The sequence below is a fragment of the Nonomuraea sp. NPDC004354 genome, from assembly GCF_053602555.1.
Window position 1 is genome coordinate 162,960 of record NZ_JBSGDV010000017.1, and the last position, 13,329, is coordinate 176,288.

Annotated in this window: 13 protein-coding genes, 1 tRNA gene and 1 pseudogene; 10 read left to right on the forward strand and 5 right to left on the reverse strand. The window is 64.9% G+C overall.

The genetic code is table 11. The features are described 5' to 3' along the window. The 3 genes from ACWENQ_RS35355 to dcd all read right to left on the reverse strand — a co-directional run bounded on the left by ACWENQ_RS35355 (nt 1) and on the right by dcd (nt 3,450). Complete coding sequence (locus ACWENQ_RS35355) at nt 1-1,005, reverse strand: anion permease (protein WP_449914518.1); 1,005 nt, start codon at nt 1,003-1,005, stop codon at nt 1-3. Next, nucleotides 1,006-1,623 (reverse strand): DUF47 domain-containing protein, encoded by a 618-nt coding sequence (locus ACWENQ_RS35360; protein WP_354914137.1) that lies wholly within the window; start codon nt 1,621-1,623, stop codon nt 1,006-1,008. A gap of 1,251 nt (nt 1,624-2,874) precedes the next feature. Continuing rightward, nucleotides 2,875-3,450 (reverse strand): dCTP deaminase, encoded by a 576-nt coding sequence (dcd, locus tag ACWENQ_RS35365; protein WP_354914139.1) that lies wholly within the window; start codon nt 3,448-3,450, stop codon nt 2,875-2,877. Between the two features lie 99 nt (nt 3,451-3,549). Between dcd and ACWENQ_RS35370 the strand changes: the two genes are divergently transcribed. From ACWENQ_RS35370 to ACWENQ_RS35390, 5 genes are all read left to right on the forward strand, one after another. Next, nucleotides 3,550-3,620: transfer RNA gene (locus tag ACWENQ_RS35370), tRNA-Gly, on the forward strand. A 242-nt stretch (nt 3,621-3,862) separates the two neighbouring features. After that, nucleotides 3,863-4,096 (forward strand): hypothetical protein, encoded by a 234-nt coding sequence (locus ACWENQ_RS35375; RefSeq protein WP_452418082.1) that lies wholly within the window; start codon nt 3,863-3,865, stop codon nt 4,094-4,096. A gap of 290 nt (nt 4,097-4,386) precedes the next feature. After that, nucleotides 4,387-4,617 (forward strand): DUF433 domain-containing protein, encoded by a 231-nt coding sequence (locus tag ACWENQ_RS35380; protein ID WP_452418084.1) that lies wholly within the window; start codon nt 4,387-4,389, stop codon nt 4,615-4,617. Further along, nucleotides 4,614-4,850 carry a DUF5615 family PIN-like protein gene (locus ACWENQ_RS35385; RefSeq protein WP_452418085.1) on the forward strand — a complete coding sequence of 79 codons (237 nt, stop codon included), beginning with the start codon at nt 4,614-4,616 and terminating at the stop codon, nt 4,848-4,850. Before ACWENQ_RS35380 ends, ACWENQ_RS35385 begins: the two co-directional genes overlap by 4 nt. A gap of 765 nt (nt 4,851-5,615) precedes the next feature. Beyond that, nucleotides 5,616-6,227: a class I SAM-dependent methyltransferase gene (locus ACWENQ_RS35390; protein WP_452418131.1), complete on the forward strand. Its 612-nt coding sequence runs from the start codon at nt 5,616-5,618 to the stop codon at nt 6,225-6,227. 758 nt (nt 6,228-6,985) lie between these two features. On the opposite strand, the gene ACWENQ_RS35395 is transcribed toward ACWENQ_RS35390, so the two are convergent. Beyond that, the gene (locus ACWENQ_RS35395) at nt 6,986-7,582 is read right to left on the reverse strand and encodes a hypothetical protein (RefSeq protein ID WP_449914521.1); all 597 of its coding nucleotides are present in this window, start codon (nt 7,580-7,582) and stop codon (nt 6,986-6,988) included. 922 nt (nt 7,583-8,504) lie between these two features. Between ACWENQ_RS35395 and ACWENQ_RS35400 the strand changes: the two genes are divergently transcribed. From ACWENQ_RS35400 to ACWENQ_RS35415, 4 genes and pseudogenes are all read left to right on the forward strand, one after another. Beyond that, nucleotides 8,505-9,956, forward strand: coding sequence for a hypothetical protein (locus ACWENQ_RS35400; RefSeq protein WP_452418087.1), 1,452 nt, complete (start codon nt 8,505-8,507; stop codon nt 9,954-9,956). Between the two features lie 243 nt (nt 9,957-10,199). Further along, nucleotides 10,200-10,658: pseudogene (locus ACWENQ_RS35405) on the forward strand (inositol monophosphatase family protein); the annotation flags it as partial. Nucleotides 10,659-10,667: 9 nt separating this feature from the next. Further along, entirely contained in the window at nt 10,668-11,159 is a 492-nt protein-coding gene (locus tag ACWENQ_RS35410) for a DinB family protein (protein WP_449914526.1), read from the forward strand. Between the two features lie 263 nt (nt 11,160-11,422). Then, a complete protein-coding gene (locus ACWENQ_RS35415; protein WP_452418088.1) occupies nt 11,423-11,758 on the forward strand; it encodes a hypothetical protein in 336 nt (111 codons plus the stop codon). A 127-nt stretch (nt 11,759-11,885) separates the two neighbouring features. Here ACWENQ_RS35415 and ACWENQ_RS35420 read toward each other — a convergent pair whose 3' ends face one another. Continuing rightward, nucleotides 11,886-12,275 carry a pyrophosphatase gene (locus ACWENQ_RS35420; RefSeq protein WP_449914529.1) on the reverse strand — a complete coding sequence of 130 codons (390 nt, stop codon included), beginning with the start codon at nt 12,273-12,275 and terminating at the stop codon, nt 11,886-11,888. 295 nt (nt 12,276-12,570) lie between these two features. Between ACWENQ_RS35420 and ACWENQ_RS35425 the strand changes: the two genes are divergently transcribed. Further along, the gene (locus tag ACWENQ_RS35425) at nt 12,571-13,266 is read left to right on the forward strand and encodes a class I SAM-dependent methyltransferase (RefSeq protein ID WP_452418089.1); all 696 of its coding nucleotides are present in this window, start codon (nt 12,571-12,573) and stop codon (nt 13,264-13,266) included. Nucleotides 13,267-13,329: the final 63 nt, after the last annotated feature.

Here is a 13,329-nt window from a genome sequence, read left to right on the forward strand (position 1 = left end):
CTACTCGATCAGGGCGTGCAGAGCGAAGTACGACAGCGCCGCCACCAGCGCCGCCGCCGGAATCGTCAGGATCCACGCGGTCACGATGTTGCCCGCCACCCCCCACCGCACGGCCGACAGCCGCTTGGTGGCGCCCACGCCCATGATCGCGCTGGTGATCGTGTGCGTGGTCGAGATGGGAGCGCCGAAACCGATCGCCGCGACGTACAGAACCGTGGCGGCGGCGGACTCGGCGGCGAAACCCTGCGGCGGGTCGAGGGCGATGATCCTGCGGCCCAGCGTGCGCATGATGCGCCAGCCACCGGCGTACGTCCCCAGCGAGATCGCGCCGGCCGCCGACAGGATCACCCACTGCGGGATCGGGTCGGTGGGCGCGGCGTAACCGCCGACGACCAGCGCCAGGAAGATCACACCCATCGTCTTCTGCGCGTCCTGCAGACCGTGGCCCAGCGCCATCGCGGCGGCCGAGACGGTCTGCGCGTAACGGAAGCCTCTGTTGGTGCGAGCGGGTTGCGCGTTCCGGAAGATCCAGTAGATTGCGATCATGATCGCTGCGGCGAGCGAGAACCCGACCAGGGGCGACAGGATCATCGGGATGACGACCTTGTCCACGACGCCGTCCCAGTGCACCACACTGGCCGCCGCCAGCGCGGACCCCACCAGGCCGCCGATGAGCGCGTGACTGGAGGAGGAGGGCAGACCGAAGTACCAGGTCACGAGGTTCCAGGTGATCGCGCCGATGAGCCCCGCGGCCACGACGACCAGGCCGTGAGTGCCCTCCGGCGCGTCGATGATCCCCTTGCCGACAGTCTGCGCCACCTGGGTGCCCAGGTGGGCGCCGATGAAGTTCATCGCCGCGGCCAGGAAGAGCGCCGCGCGCGGAGTGAGCGCGCGCGTTGACACCGACGTCGCGATGGCGTTCGCCGCGTCGTGGAAACCGTTGGTGTAGTCGAACACCAACGCCACGACCACCACGCCGATGACGAGGACGAGCGTGAGGTCCACTTAGCTTTCCTTGACCGCGATCGACTCGACGGTGTTGGCCACGTGCTCGAACGCGTCCGCGGCCTCCTCCAGGCGGTCGATGACCTCCTTCATCTTCATGACGGTGAGAGCGTCGTACTCACCGCTGAAGAGCTTGGCCAGCAGCTTCCTGTAGACCTGGTCGCCCTGGTTCTCCAGGCGGTTGACCTCGATCCAGTACTCGTTCAGGTTCTTCATCGAGCGCAGGCGCGGCATGGCCTCCGCGGTCAACTCCGCGGCCCGCTCCAACACCTCCACCTGGCGGACGACGTCCTTCGGCAGATGGTCGATCTTGTAAAGGACGATGAGGTCGGAAGCCTCTTCCATGGCGTCCATCACGTCATCCAGGTTCGAGGCGAGACGGTAGATGTCCTCGCGGTCGAAAGGCGTGATGAAACTCTCATTCAGCCGGTTCATGATCGCATGAGTGCGTTCGTCACCGGCGTGCTCGCAGGCGCGCATCTTCTCGGCCAGCGCTTCCCTGTCCGAGCCGTCGCTGATGATCTCCACCAGCAAACGCGATGCCGTGACCAGGTTGTTCGCGGAGTCGGCGAACAGGTCGTAGTAGCTGTCCTCACGAGGCGTGAGACGCAGGCGCACGTCGTTCTCCACATGTGCGGGGATGGTCCGCAGAGAAGGGTACGGGTTACCAGCGGAAATGCGAACTTCATGGTGCGCACACCTACTCTTCCCCTTCTCGCTACCCGCCGTATGAACTGTGACACCGGGGTCGGGGGTAGTTTGAAGACCATTTTGTCCGTGGCCGCTTTGACAGGGGTTGACGGCTTGGCAGGGGTATGGGCCGCCGGTTGCGGAGTGATGAGGGATGATTGGTGCGGCGGGTGTGACGGCCTGGACATGAGCGACCACGCCACGGGGACGAACCCGGATACGCCGCGCAGGCGGACAGCCAACCCCGCCATCCAGATCTGACCTCTCGACCTCGGGCCGGCACCTGTCCCTTCTCCGGATCCGACCCCGGCCTCTCCTGCCGACGACGCCCGCCCCGGCTTCCTGCCGGGGCCTGACCCGGCTTCCCTACCGGCGCCCGCCCTGGCTTCCCTTGCCGGCGCCTGATCCGGCTTTCCTGGCCGACGCCAACCCAGCCGCCCTTGCCGGCGCTCGCCCCGGATTCCCTGGCCGACGCCCGCCCCGGCTTCCCGCGCCTGGTCCGGCTTCCCTGCCAGCGCCTGCCCCGGCTTCCCTGGCCGACATCAACCCGGCTTCCCTTGCCGATGCCAGCCCGACTTCCGTCGATGCCGGCCGGACTGGATGGCAGATTCGGTCACGCCCGGGCCTCGCCTGGCGCACCGGAGACTGACCTGTCGCACCACGAGCCGACGCCTCGCTCATCACGCTGGGCCCTCATGGACTTCCCCGGCCCTGGCGGATCGACGTCTGGCCCCGGCCGCGCCGTACCCTCAGCCGACCCCCGGCATGGGGAACTGACCCGACGGCTGCCCTGCCACAGGGGACCTGCCCTCTCGCGGTGAACGCCCGCCGCACACGGCCACCCCCACCACCGGCCCCACGAACGACATCGCCGGCCGTCCGGCCATGAGCAGCCGACCCGGCGCCGACCGCCCGGAGATGACCAACCGCACCCGTGGATGACCGTCCGCCCTCATGGATGACCATCAGCCCTCGTGGATGACCGTCCGGCCCCGCAGATGGCTGTCCTGACTCCCAGCCAGACAGCCGCCCGGGCCCTCAGACAGCCGTCAGGCCCCTCGGATGACCGTCCGGGCCCGCGGGACGACCCCGGGCCCTCGGATGACCGTCCAGGCCCGCGGATGGCCGTCCGGGCCCTCGCAGGACAGCCGTCCGGACCTCAGATTGCCGTCCGGACCCTCAGACAGCCGTCCGGTGGAAGTTCCTGAACGACCGCGAGGGCGTAGGCCCACGCTGCCCCTGGTAGCGGGAGCCGTACTTCTCCGACCCGTAGGGATGCTCCGCCGGAGAGCTCAACCGGAACATGCACAGCTGTCCGATCTTCATCCCCGGCCACAGCTTGATCGGCAACGTGGCGACATTGGACAGCTCCAACGTCACGTGCCCCGAGAACCCCGGATCGATGAACCCCGCCGTCGAGTGCGTCAGCAACCCCAGCCGGCCCAGCGAGCTCTTGCCCTCCAACCGGCTCGCCAGGTCGTCGGGCAGCGTGATCACCTCGTACGTGCTGGCCAGCACGAACTCCCCCGGGTGCAGGATGAAGGGCTCGTCCCCCTCGGGCTCCACCATCCGGGTCAGATCAGGCTGCTCCACAGCGGGATCGATGTGCGGGTACCGGTGGTTCTCGAACACCCTGAAGTACCGGTCGAGCCGTACGTCGATGCTGGACGGTTGGATCATGTCCTTGTCGAACGGGTCCAGCTTGACACGCCCGGACTCGATTTCGGCAAGGATGTCTCTGTCAGAAAGCAGCACGCTGAGCAACTTACCGTGTGCTACGGGAGACTCAGCGCCTGCGGGATTGCTGAAGTGGGCCAGATTTCCGCTACAGTGGTGGGCGCGGCTCCGGCCGATGCGGGTGTAGTTCAATGGCAGAACATCAGCTTCCCAAGCTGACAGCGCGGGTTCGATTCCCGTCACCCGCTCTCACTGCGAAAAGCCAGGTCAGGGATGATTTCCCGACCTGGCTTCTGATCTTTCTACCGCCTAGTTCGATCTTCCGTGCCCGTTACGCGCCCGATCCCTCCTGAGCTTCGTTCTTCAGAGCGTCTTCAGTGAGCTTGCCCATGCTGTCGGCGATCATCTTGTCTCGCTCCGGCAGGAGCGCCCCGGCTCCGGGATGATCGCCAGGGGTACGCAGGTGCGCTACCGAGGCAAGAACGGCGCCGTGGACATCATCCAGACGTCAGCCGACGTGATCACGGTTAGCCTCGAACCTGACGATGTCCTTGCGATCAGTAACGCGCTCAACGAGATCTGCAACGGCGTCCATCTCGACGATTGGGACTTCCAGACCCGAATAGGAGTCGAGCGCGAGCAGGTGCAGGCCGTGCTGGACGTGATCAACTCCGCGATGGCCACGATGGCCGCCCGCCGCCACGCCGAGGGAAAGGAGCGGTAGACGGCCAGGTGGGCCCGTGATCGCCGTGCGATCAGCGTGCAATTAGCCAGGGGAACAAGGGGTCAATCACGGTTGCTCAGGACCGGCTTCCCGCCCAGGTCAGCGCCTCCACATCGGGTGATCGTTGCAGTTCCCAATCTGACAGCGCGGGTTCAATTCTTGCCACCCGCTCCACACGCGATGCCGTCGTCATGATGGCGTCGAAGAGTCAAACGTATTGACCCCCTGCGGGATATCTCCGTCGCTCCTTCCCGGCCAACCTGGCAGCATCAGCAGGGAAGGGAGACATCATGAACTTCGATCGGATCACCGTCGAGCCTGACAAGCTCGAAGGCAAGCCCGCCGTCCGTGGTCTGCGCATCACGGTTGAGACGGTGGTACGGCTCGTCGCCGGCGGATGGACCTTCGACGAGATCCTCTCGGACTATCCGGGCTTGGAGCGGGAGGACATCAAGCAGGCGCTCGAGTACGCAGCGGCGTCCACGAATGTCCACTTCTACCGTCTCCGCGAGCCAGCGTGAACTTTCTGGTCGATGAGAACCCCTCACCCCGCGTTGCCGAGCTGCTGACCAAAGCTGGTCACAACGCGACCCATGTGCGCGATCTCCAGGCAACGAGCGCCCCCGACACCACGATCATGGAACTCGCCATCGTGGACGGTCGGACCATCATCTCCGCCGACACCGACTTCGGCGCGCTCCTGGCCCACGCCCGCGCGACCGAACCCTCCGTATTCTCGTACGAGAGCTGGTAGAGCTTCGTCCACCCGACTTGGTCAACATCATCTTGGCTAATCTCGAGGTTCTCGAGCAGCACCTTCAAACAGGCGTGATCGCCGCTTCCACCACCGGAGGCATCCGCGTCCGGGCGCTCCCTCTGCGCTGAAGCCGACATGATCCACGCGCCAGATCCGTGCCAGAGCGGACGGGCAGCCGAGGTAACTCACGGATACTCACGGTCACTCGACTCACTCTGACCTGTACCCCCGTCTTCCCAGCTCAGCACAGCGAGATCAGTAGATGGTTCCCACGCTGACAGCGCGGGTTCGATTCCCGTCACCCGCTCCACACACGAAAGCCCAGGTCATCCGACGGATTCGGAACCTGGGCTTTGATCTTGTTCAGGCTTGTTGATCTCTCCGTGCCATTAGCGTGCCATTAGGGTCAGCGATCACCCAGCGGGAACGAGCACGCCAGGCGGGTCGTCTTCATCACCTTCGTCTTCATCATGCGGCGGCTCCGCCGCCGCAGCCCGCGCGGCCCTCCCCGTGCGAGCTGCGGCCTGGGGGCCGGTCTCGCGCGGGGAACCGCACGGGTCAGGCCAGCCAGGCCATTGAACAATCCAGTAGCCCGGCACCCCTGGACTTCATTAGCGTGACCAGGTGCTCAGCTACAACGATCTTGTCGAACAAGCCCTGCACGCGTCCCTGCTCGGATGGGACTTCAGCTGGCTACGCGACCGAACGAGTGGCGGGAGCCCATCATGGCGATACACCGAGCGGGCCTCAGCGCTTCTCTCAGTGGCACCGCGACTGCTCGACCTAGACACCGGCGGTGGCGAAGTCCTGGCCTCCCTAGCTCCACTGCCTCGTCACACTGTCGCAATGGAAGCGTGGCAACCAAACATCCCCATCGCCGCCAAGCGGCTTCGACCGCTTAATGCCACTGTGCTCGGCGGTACGGCGGATGCCATCCCCGTGAGCGAAGCCACTTTCGATCTCGTGCTCAACAGGCACGGCGCGTTGAACGCTGCCGAGGTCGCCCGAGTTCTCACCCCCGGCGGCCTATTTCTCACCCAACAGGTCGGCACCCGCAATGATTTGGAGCTGAACATTGCCCTTGGCGCCCCTTCCCCCGATCCAGAGGCATGGACGCTGGCCATCGCAGTAGATCGCCTTCGCCGCTACGGGTTTCGTGTCCTGGACGCTCGCGAAGAGATGATCGACTATGTCTTCCATGACATAGGTGCCGTGGTCTTCCAACTACGAGCCGTCCCGTGGCAAATTCGCGACTTCGATCTCAAACGCTATGAGCAGCCGCTACAGCGGCTCCATGAGCGCATCTGCTCAGAGGGCGCATTCACCGCTCGTAACCACCGCTTTCTCATCGAGGCCGCACTGCCTGACATCTGACGGCCAAGCATCCCGCATGCCGAATAGCGCCCCACAACAATCACGCCTCTGGCGGGGCGCTCCGGCTCCGGGGATGATCGCGGCTCTCTCGCCGGGGCCCGTAGTTGGCTGAGGTGAGCCCGATCGTCCCGCCCGCGTCGTCCCAGACAAGTCGAGCGGGACGGCGGCAGACGGAGACGCCTTCTACTGCCATCGCAGCATCGAGCACATACCGCACGACGATCGCCATGCGGTGGCTCAGGTCAGCACGTGGTCGGGGGCGATCGAAGGTTCGAGACTTCGTTCCTCAGCCCCGGCCCACCGAGCAGCCAGGCATCGCACCCGTCCGACCTGCTGGTTCGTATGATCGTCGTGCCATTAGCGTGCCATTAGCCACGGGGACGAGGGGTCAACCATGGTCACTCATGGCCTGCCCGACAGCGGTCCTGACCAGAGAGCCCATGGTCACGTCGCCGCGATAGCTGCAATTCCCAAGCTGACAGCGCGGGTTCGATTCCCGTCACCCGCTCCAAGGTTCTCAGGCCTTACTGCATGGCCTTCCGCTTGGAGCGCTTGACGCGCGTTGATGCTCCAGACAGCGTCTCCCTGGGTTCCACCCTCTTCGGCCCCAGACAGTCCTACGATTGCCACTGCATGGCTGGCCGCCGTAGATCGCTGTGGGTGGTCGGTGGGACCTCCTGGGGCGGCGTGCCAGGGCGGGCGGGAGTCGCGGTCACTCACGGCCACTCACGAGGGCGATCGATCACTCCTGGCGCATGTCAGAACTTGCCCGTCTGCACCTCGATGAGATGCCTCAGCTGCTTGCTGAATTCCGCGTGGAAGCTGATGCTGAGGGCTGGCCATCCCCAGAAGTCAAATGCGAGTGCCCCGAGGGCGAAACCGGACCCGAACTGCCACTCGGTGACTGGGATGGAGGCTCCGCATGAGGAGCAGATGACGCTCCCTTCACCAGTTTCCTTCCAGGTGTCGATGCCGTCGCTGAACGGCTGCCAGGCCTTCTGGTCCGCCTCGAACTCCTCCGGGTAGTCGATGATTACGGTTCTCGTTTCACATCGCGGGCAGGTCGCAGAGTCCGCCTCGCTCATCCCCTGTCCTCCGACGTGGTAATCCCGCCCGACGATGACTGCCACCGGGCCCGGTATCCACGACAGGTCCGAGGAATCGGCCACTGCCCGTTCCCAGTTGGGGCCAGCCTCGTACCCATCGTCCACTTGCAGGCTGTACATCCCGTCGCTGGACCTTTCGCGTGTGATCAGTCCCTCGGCAACCATCCAGTCGACCATACGGTCTGCGAGCAACCCAGCCTTTTCGCCGGTCACCTCGACATCGACGATCCGCTCGAAGTAGTCACCCATCGTCCTTCAACTCCTCCTCGGTCACTGGTGCCCACTGTGCCACCACTTCTGAGAGCCAGAGACGGCCGTTCTCTCGATCGCCCGCAGCCGTTACGTGGCAGCGCTGATAAACCAGCGCGGCCCGGGTGGGTCGAGTTCGGCGGCAGACGCGATGATCAGACGGGCGAGGTGTGCGCGGGTCGCGCGCGAGAAACCAGGTCGCAGGCTGATCGTCGTGCCATTAGCGTGCCATTAAGAGGGGTAACGAGGGGTCACCCACGGTCACTCACGACCGACATCAGCCCCAGGTCAACGCCCCTACGAGCCAAGATCCCTGCAATTCCCAAGCTGACAGCGCCGGTTCGATTCCGTCACCCGCTCCACACACGAAGGCCCAGGTCAGAAAGCAGATTCCTCGGCCGGCTTGCCCATGCCCTCAGCGATCAGCTTGTCTCGCTCGCTCTCGGTGCGCAGATAGATCAACGCGGCCCGAGTAGTCGCGTGGCCCATGACTGCGGACGGCTGAGGCCCCGCTCCCCCGGCGGTGCCGTGTCATGTCTGGATCACCGCCGACTTTCGGTTTTATGTATCCGAATCCGGCCACGCCACCATTGTGTGTTCTGCGGAGTATGTCGGCATTTCCCGTCGCCGTCTCATCCAGACCTGCATGATGCGCTTCATTTCCGTCATGGCCGGTAATGGTTGTCATGAAGGCTTGTCAAGACGCCAAGGGTATCGCCGAAGCGCCTGGTCATGCCCCCCTTGAGTGCTCTTGTTGCGCTCTCATCCTGACGTTTGGATCTAGGGAGGCTCTTCTGTAGTGCGTCACAAGCGGCGGTTCCGGACGCCTTACCCGTGCTGCCGCCTGTTCCGCCCGGCCCGGTCCTCTCGTAGTGCGCGGGGCATCAGCCTGCGCCGTTCGCCAAGAGAAGGAGTCTTGAGAATGAGTGCACTGACCTACACCGTCCTCACCGATCCAACGTCGCTGGAGGCGTCTGTGGACGGGCGGTCCCCATCCACAGGGACGGTGTATCTGATGGTCACCAACACCGGAGAGGAGGTGGCCTGGTTAAGGATCGAGGTGAGGGTGCCTGTCGGCGACCGCGCAGGCCACCTGACCAGGGAAATCGACACCATCAAGCTGAAGGGCGAGTACACCGACACCCTGGGCACTCAGACGGACTTCCGAATCGAGCCCGACACCCAGCCGGTGAACATCCAGCAGCAGGGCACCAACGTTCTCGAGGTCACCCCCCAGAGCGGTCGCATAGCCGCTTTCGAACCCGGCGACTACATGTTGCTGACACTGGAGAACGTCACCGTCGCCCCCACCGCCGGGGTGGCTGTGCTGATAGTGAAAGAAATTCTCAAAACCGATACCGGGTGGGAGACCAAGTACGCGTCGGTGCCGCTGGTGAAGGCGACAGCAAAGGAGATTCCGGCACCGCGCGACTTCCGCCCGGACAAGGCGATGCTGGACACCGGAGAAAACCTCACGCTGAGCTGGGACGGGTCTCCCGACTTCACCTATGAGATCGTGTTCCCCGGCGGGCGGAGCCCCGTCTCGGGGGGTACCTGGTCACCGCCCACCCCGCAGCGGGCTACCACCTACATCCTCGTCGCCACCGACCCCATCACCCGGAAGCAGCACTTCCTCACCACCACCGTGCAGGTGCGCCGTCCCGTGCTGGAATCGCTCACCGCCACCGACGGCATCGACACACCCTGGATCCAGGGGACGGCGCACAAGGGGCGCGTCACCTTCACCGACTCAGGGGCGGAGATCTTCGACAACACGGGCGGGCAGGGTGCCGTGACGGCCGACAAGGCCCTCTTGAACGGCGTGAACACCGAATGGGTGCAAGGGCGAAGCGCCGACGACGGAAAGATCAGCTTCCCCAAGGATGGGCTCGACGTCCGCCAAGGAAGCGGAGCGTGGGGAAACGTGCACGCCGACAAGGCCGACGTCAACGGCGTCAACACCAAATGGGTGCAGGGACGACACAGTGACGACGGATGGATCAGCTTCCCCAAGGAAGGGCTGAACGTGTATCGGGCGGGCACCCATGAGTGGGGGACCGTGTTCGCGAAGCACGGCCGAACGGCTTCAGGAAAGACTCGCCCCGGACAGGGCTGGAGGGCTTACGCTCCCGACAGCATCTGCATCGACGTGGACACCAGCGCAGGTGAGTTCACCGGCGACCCTGTCTACCTCACCTCCATCGGAGGCGCCGGCGGCATGCAGTATGACCTGGTCGGCACCAGTGCGGTCTACGACATCACCGCCAACAAGTTCAGCGTCTACCTCAAATGGCGCGACGACCGCGAACTGACTCCCGCCATGGCCCAGCAGTTCGGCTGGTACATCAACTGGATCGGCTACGACACCCCCTGACCTCGCACTGATCCCTGGAGCGGAACTTCAACGGCGCCCAGACTGTCCAGTCCCACGACATGATTGACAGTGGGTCACTCAGGACCGGCCCGTCGCCCAGGTCAGCGGCCCTACGTGGCCGGATCCGTACGCCTCCCAAGCTGACAGCGCGGGTACGATTCCCGTCACCCGCTCCAACGACGAAAGCCCAGGTCAACCGAGAGAATCGGGACCTGGGCTTGATCTCGTTTCGCTGCCGAGGGAGCAGGCGCCCAAGCCAACGGGGACGAGACCCAAGCCCGCGACACTCGTGACCTGCACGCAGGCATCGTGTCCATGGGTGATTACGCCGTGGGCAACAACGCGGAGGAGCGAAAGCGCCCTCGTCTCGCCCTCACCCACGAGCTTGCCGCCCGCGTGCAGCGAGTCCGCATGTTCGGGTCAGCCGCGGTTGATCTGGCCTGGGTGGCCGACGGCAAGACCGACGTCCTCGTCATGCTGAGCAACGACCCGTGGGGCACAGCCGCGGGCGTCCTCATCGCCCGAGAGGCCGGAGCCGCAGTCGTGGACATCGACGGCAGCGCGCACACCATGGCGTCGCGAGCGACCATCGCAGCCAGCCCCAAGCTCGTGGCCGACCTGGTCGAGCTCGTCGCCGCAGCAACGTCACGCTCCCGCCCCTCCCGATGGCCCCCACACAGCCCATCGTCGGGTGCTCTGTAGGGTGACGGCATGGCTGAGACGCAACGTCAACCCGTGCCCCGCAACGACTCTGGTGAGCTTGACACCGCCTTGGCGTTCCTGACCTTCGCGCGGGAATCGGTGCTCAAGAAGACCCACGGGCTGGACGACGAGCAGCTACGGCGCGTCCTGGTGGACACCGGAACCACCCTCCTCGGGCTGGTCCATCACCTGACCGCAGCCGAACGCTACTGGTTCGGATACCACGTGGCCGGAGACAGATCCGAGAAAGATCGGGACTTCGGCATGGATGTGACTGAGCTCGATGCCGCGCAAGTTCTGGCCGACTACCACACGGCGATCCAGGTAAGCGATGCCGCGATTCGCGCTGCAGGTGACCCGGCGGCTCCGGTGGCTGAGCCCGTCGATGGTGAGTTCCGGACGCTGCGCTGGGTCCTTGCCCACATGACAAGCGAGACCGCTCGCCACGCCGGCCACGCCGATATCCTCCGCGAGCAGATCGACGGCACCACCGGGCGTTAGAAGGCACCCGGTTCTCGGAGCGTCGCCTACGTAGCCGTTTTCAACGCTGCCCTACATAGGACAAGATTCGTAGCCCGAGCACAGCCGAATTGTTCTTGTTGGGGTCAAGGGCGGCGCTCCGCGCCGCCACGCGGCCCGTACGCTGCGTGTGCGTCCGGGGGGCCGTTCCCGCGGTCGATCCCGCCACTCGGGCCGCGATCGGGATGTGCCCCCGCCTTCACAGCCATTCCGGTCCCGTCACCACTGCTTTACGATCAGCCGCTGTGATGACCTTCTTTGACCCACTCGTCGTCCTGCTCCCTCTGGCCGTTCTCGGCAACGCCGCATGGGGCGCCATCATGAGCCCTGGCACCGCACTCACGACCTTCCGAACTGGATTCTTAGGCGCCGGCGCGGCCTTGCTTCTTCTTGCTCTGGTCAGCTCGTCCGGCGTCTTCGGCGGTTCCTTCGCCGCGAGCTCCGAAACGCTCGATATCACGGTAAAGGCGGGATTCGGGATGATGCTCGGAGCACTCGTTTGCGCAATCACTCAATGGCGAAAAGACAACCATGCCTCCGGCGGGGGCGCCCGGCTCCGGGATGATCACGACCAGCCGTGACCGGTGGATGGGTGGCTGAGGTGGGGCTGACCCATGGTTCGGTCGCCGTCGATGACCGACCAAAGATCCTGAAACCGCCGGCCGGGGCGCCGCCGCTCATGGTCGTTCCGGCCGTCAGCTCCAAGCGCTACACGGGGTCTACGGCGCCGTTCAAACCAGCGCTTGTCAGATCAGCGCATGCCGTTCCGCTCGCATCCCGCATAGAAAGCCGATCGGGGTGCCACGGCATCCACTTCCGCTCGACCTCCGCCTCCAGATCGACTCCGTGATGTCGCGCCATCAGCAGGACCTGCGACAAAACATCCGCAAGCTCGGATCGGAAGCCCAGTTCCAGCTCATCTGGAGAGCATCCCTTATCTCTGGCTTGCCCAGAGCGCATGAGGAACGCCTGCGTCAGCTCACCGACTTCTTCCTGAAGCTTGAGCAGGAACCAGGTGTCGTCCCGGGATATCCCATGCTTGCGGGCATAGGCGCTCGATACCGCTTCGACCTTGTCTGTGAGCTGCCGCAGATCCATGCCGGGAGTGTAAGAGGCCAAGGGCGGCAGCCAAAGGCGTTCCAGCTCAGGCTGCCAACGAAAAGGACCGGTACCACTCTCACGATCGCCTGGCGGTGGCTGATCTCCATACCGACGGTGCGGAGGTTCGTCCCTCATCCCCGGCTCACCGAGCAGCAGGCCGACGAAGGTGCGCCGCACCGCCGGACGCTCCGCCAAGCGGCCTGCAGAACCCATGGCAGGAACCCAGGACGCCATCCACCATCTCGGCTGGAACTCGATGGCGACGAACACGTGGCCACGCCATGATGTCCCGATGCACAAGGCGACCGCTTATCATGACGCGCTCGGCGATCATTTCGCCGAACATGCAGAGACGAGCCCCTACAACGCCTATACCGACCGACCCGCGATGCTGCGGCTCGCGGGCGATGTCTCCGGGTCCAGAATCCTGGATGTCGGCTGTGGGGCAGGCCACTACGCGGCCGAGCTCGCGGCCCGCGGCGCGCAGGTGGTCGGAATCGAAGGCAGCGCCACCCTGCTGCGCCACGCGCGAGCACGCGTGAACGGCCAGGCAGAACTCCTTCTCCATGATCTCGAAGAGCCACTCGGTTTCGCCGCTGACGCATCCTTCGACGGGGTGGTCTGCGCCCTCGTGTACGAGCACGTCAGGAACCGTGCGCAGCTGCTGGGTGAACTACGTCGCGTCCTGCGACCAGGTGGATGGCTCCTGGTGTCGACCACCCATCCCACAGCCGACTGGCGCCACTTCGGAGGCTCGTACTTCAGCCACGACTGGAGAGACCTGCCTCTCGGAGACAGCAAGCTCTCGATCCACTACCAGCGGCTGCCGTTGGAGACCTTCCTGGGCGAGCTGTTGGCCGCAGGGTTCGTGCTGGAGCAGCTGGTCGAACCGCGCCCCACGGCCGATCTCAGGGAGATCGACGAAGCCGCCTACGAGAAGCTTCACCGAGCGCCGTCCTTCCTCGCGGTGAAGCTGAAACGTCCCTGATCGCGATCCACGAACTCCATCCCACCTCATGGAAAGCCTCTGGCGAGGGCGCTCCGGCTCCGG

Bases quoted from the DNA above. Each gene is read 5' to 3' on its own strand.
- ACWENQ_RS35380 (WP_452418084.1), top strand. From the start codon at position 4,387: ATGAACTTCGATCGGATCACCGTCGAGCCTGACAAGCTCGAAGGCAAG.
- ACWENQ_RS35395 (WP_449914521.1), bottom strand. From the start codon at position 7,582: ATGGGTGACTACTTCGAGCGGATCGTCGATGTCGAGGTGACCGGCGAA.
- ACWENQ_RS35400 (WP_452418087.1), top strand. From the start codon at position 8,505: ATGAGTGCACTGACCTACACCGTCCTCACCGATCCAACGTCGCTGGAG.
- ACWENQ_RS35410 (WP_449914526.1), top strand. From the start codon at position 10,668: ATGGCTGAGACGCAACGTCAACCCGTGCCCCGCAACGACTCTGGTGAG.
- ACWENQ_RS35420 (WP_449914529.1), bottom strand. From the start codon at position 12,275: ATGGATCTGCGGCAGCTCACAGACAAGGTCGAAGCGGTATCGAGCGCC.
- ACWENQ_RS35425 (WP_452418089.1), top strand. From the start codon at position 12,571: ATGCACAAGGCGACCGCTTATCATGACGCGCTCGGCGATCATTTCGCC.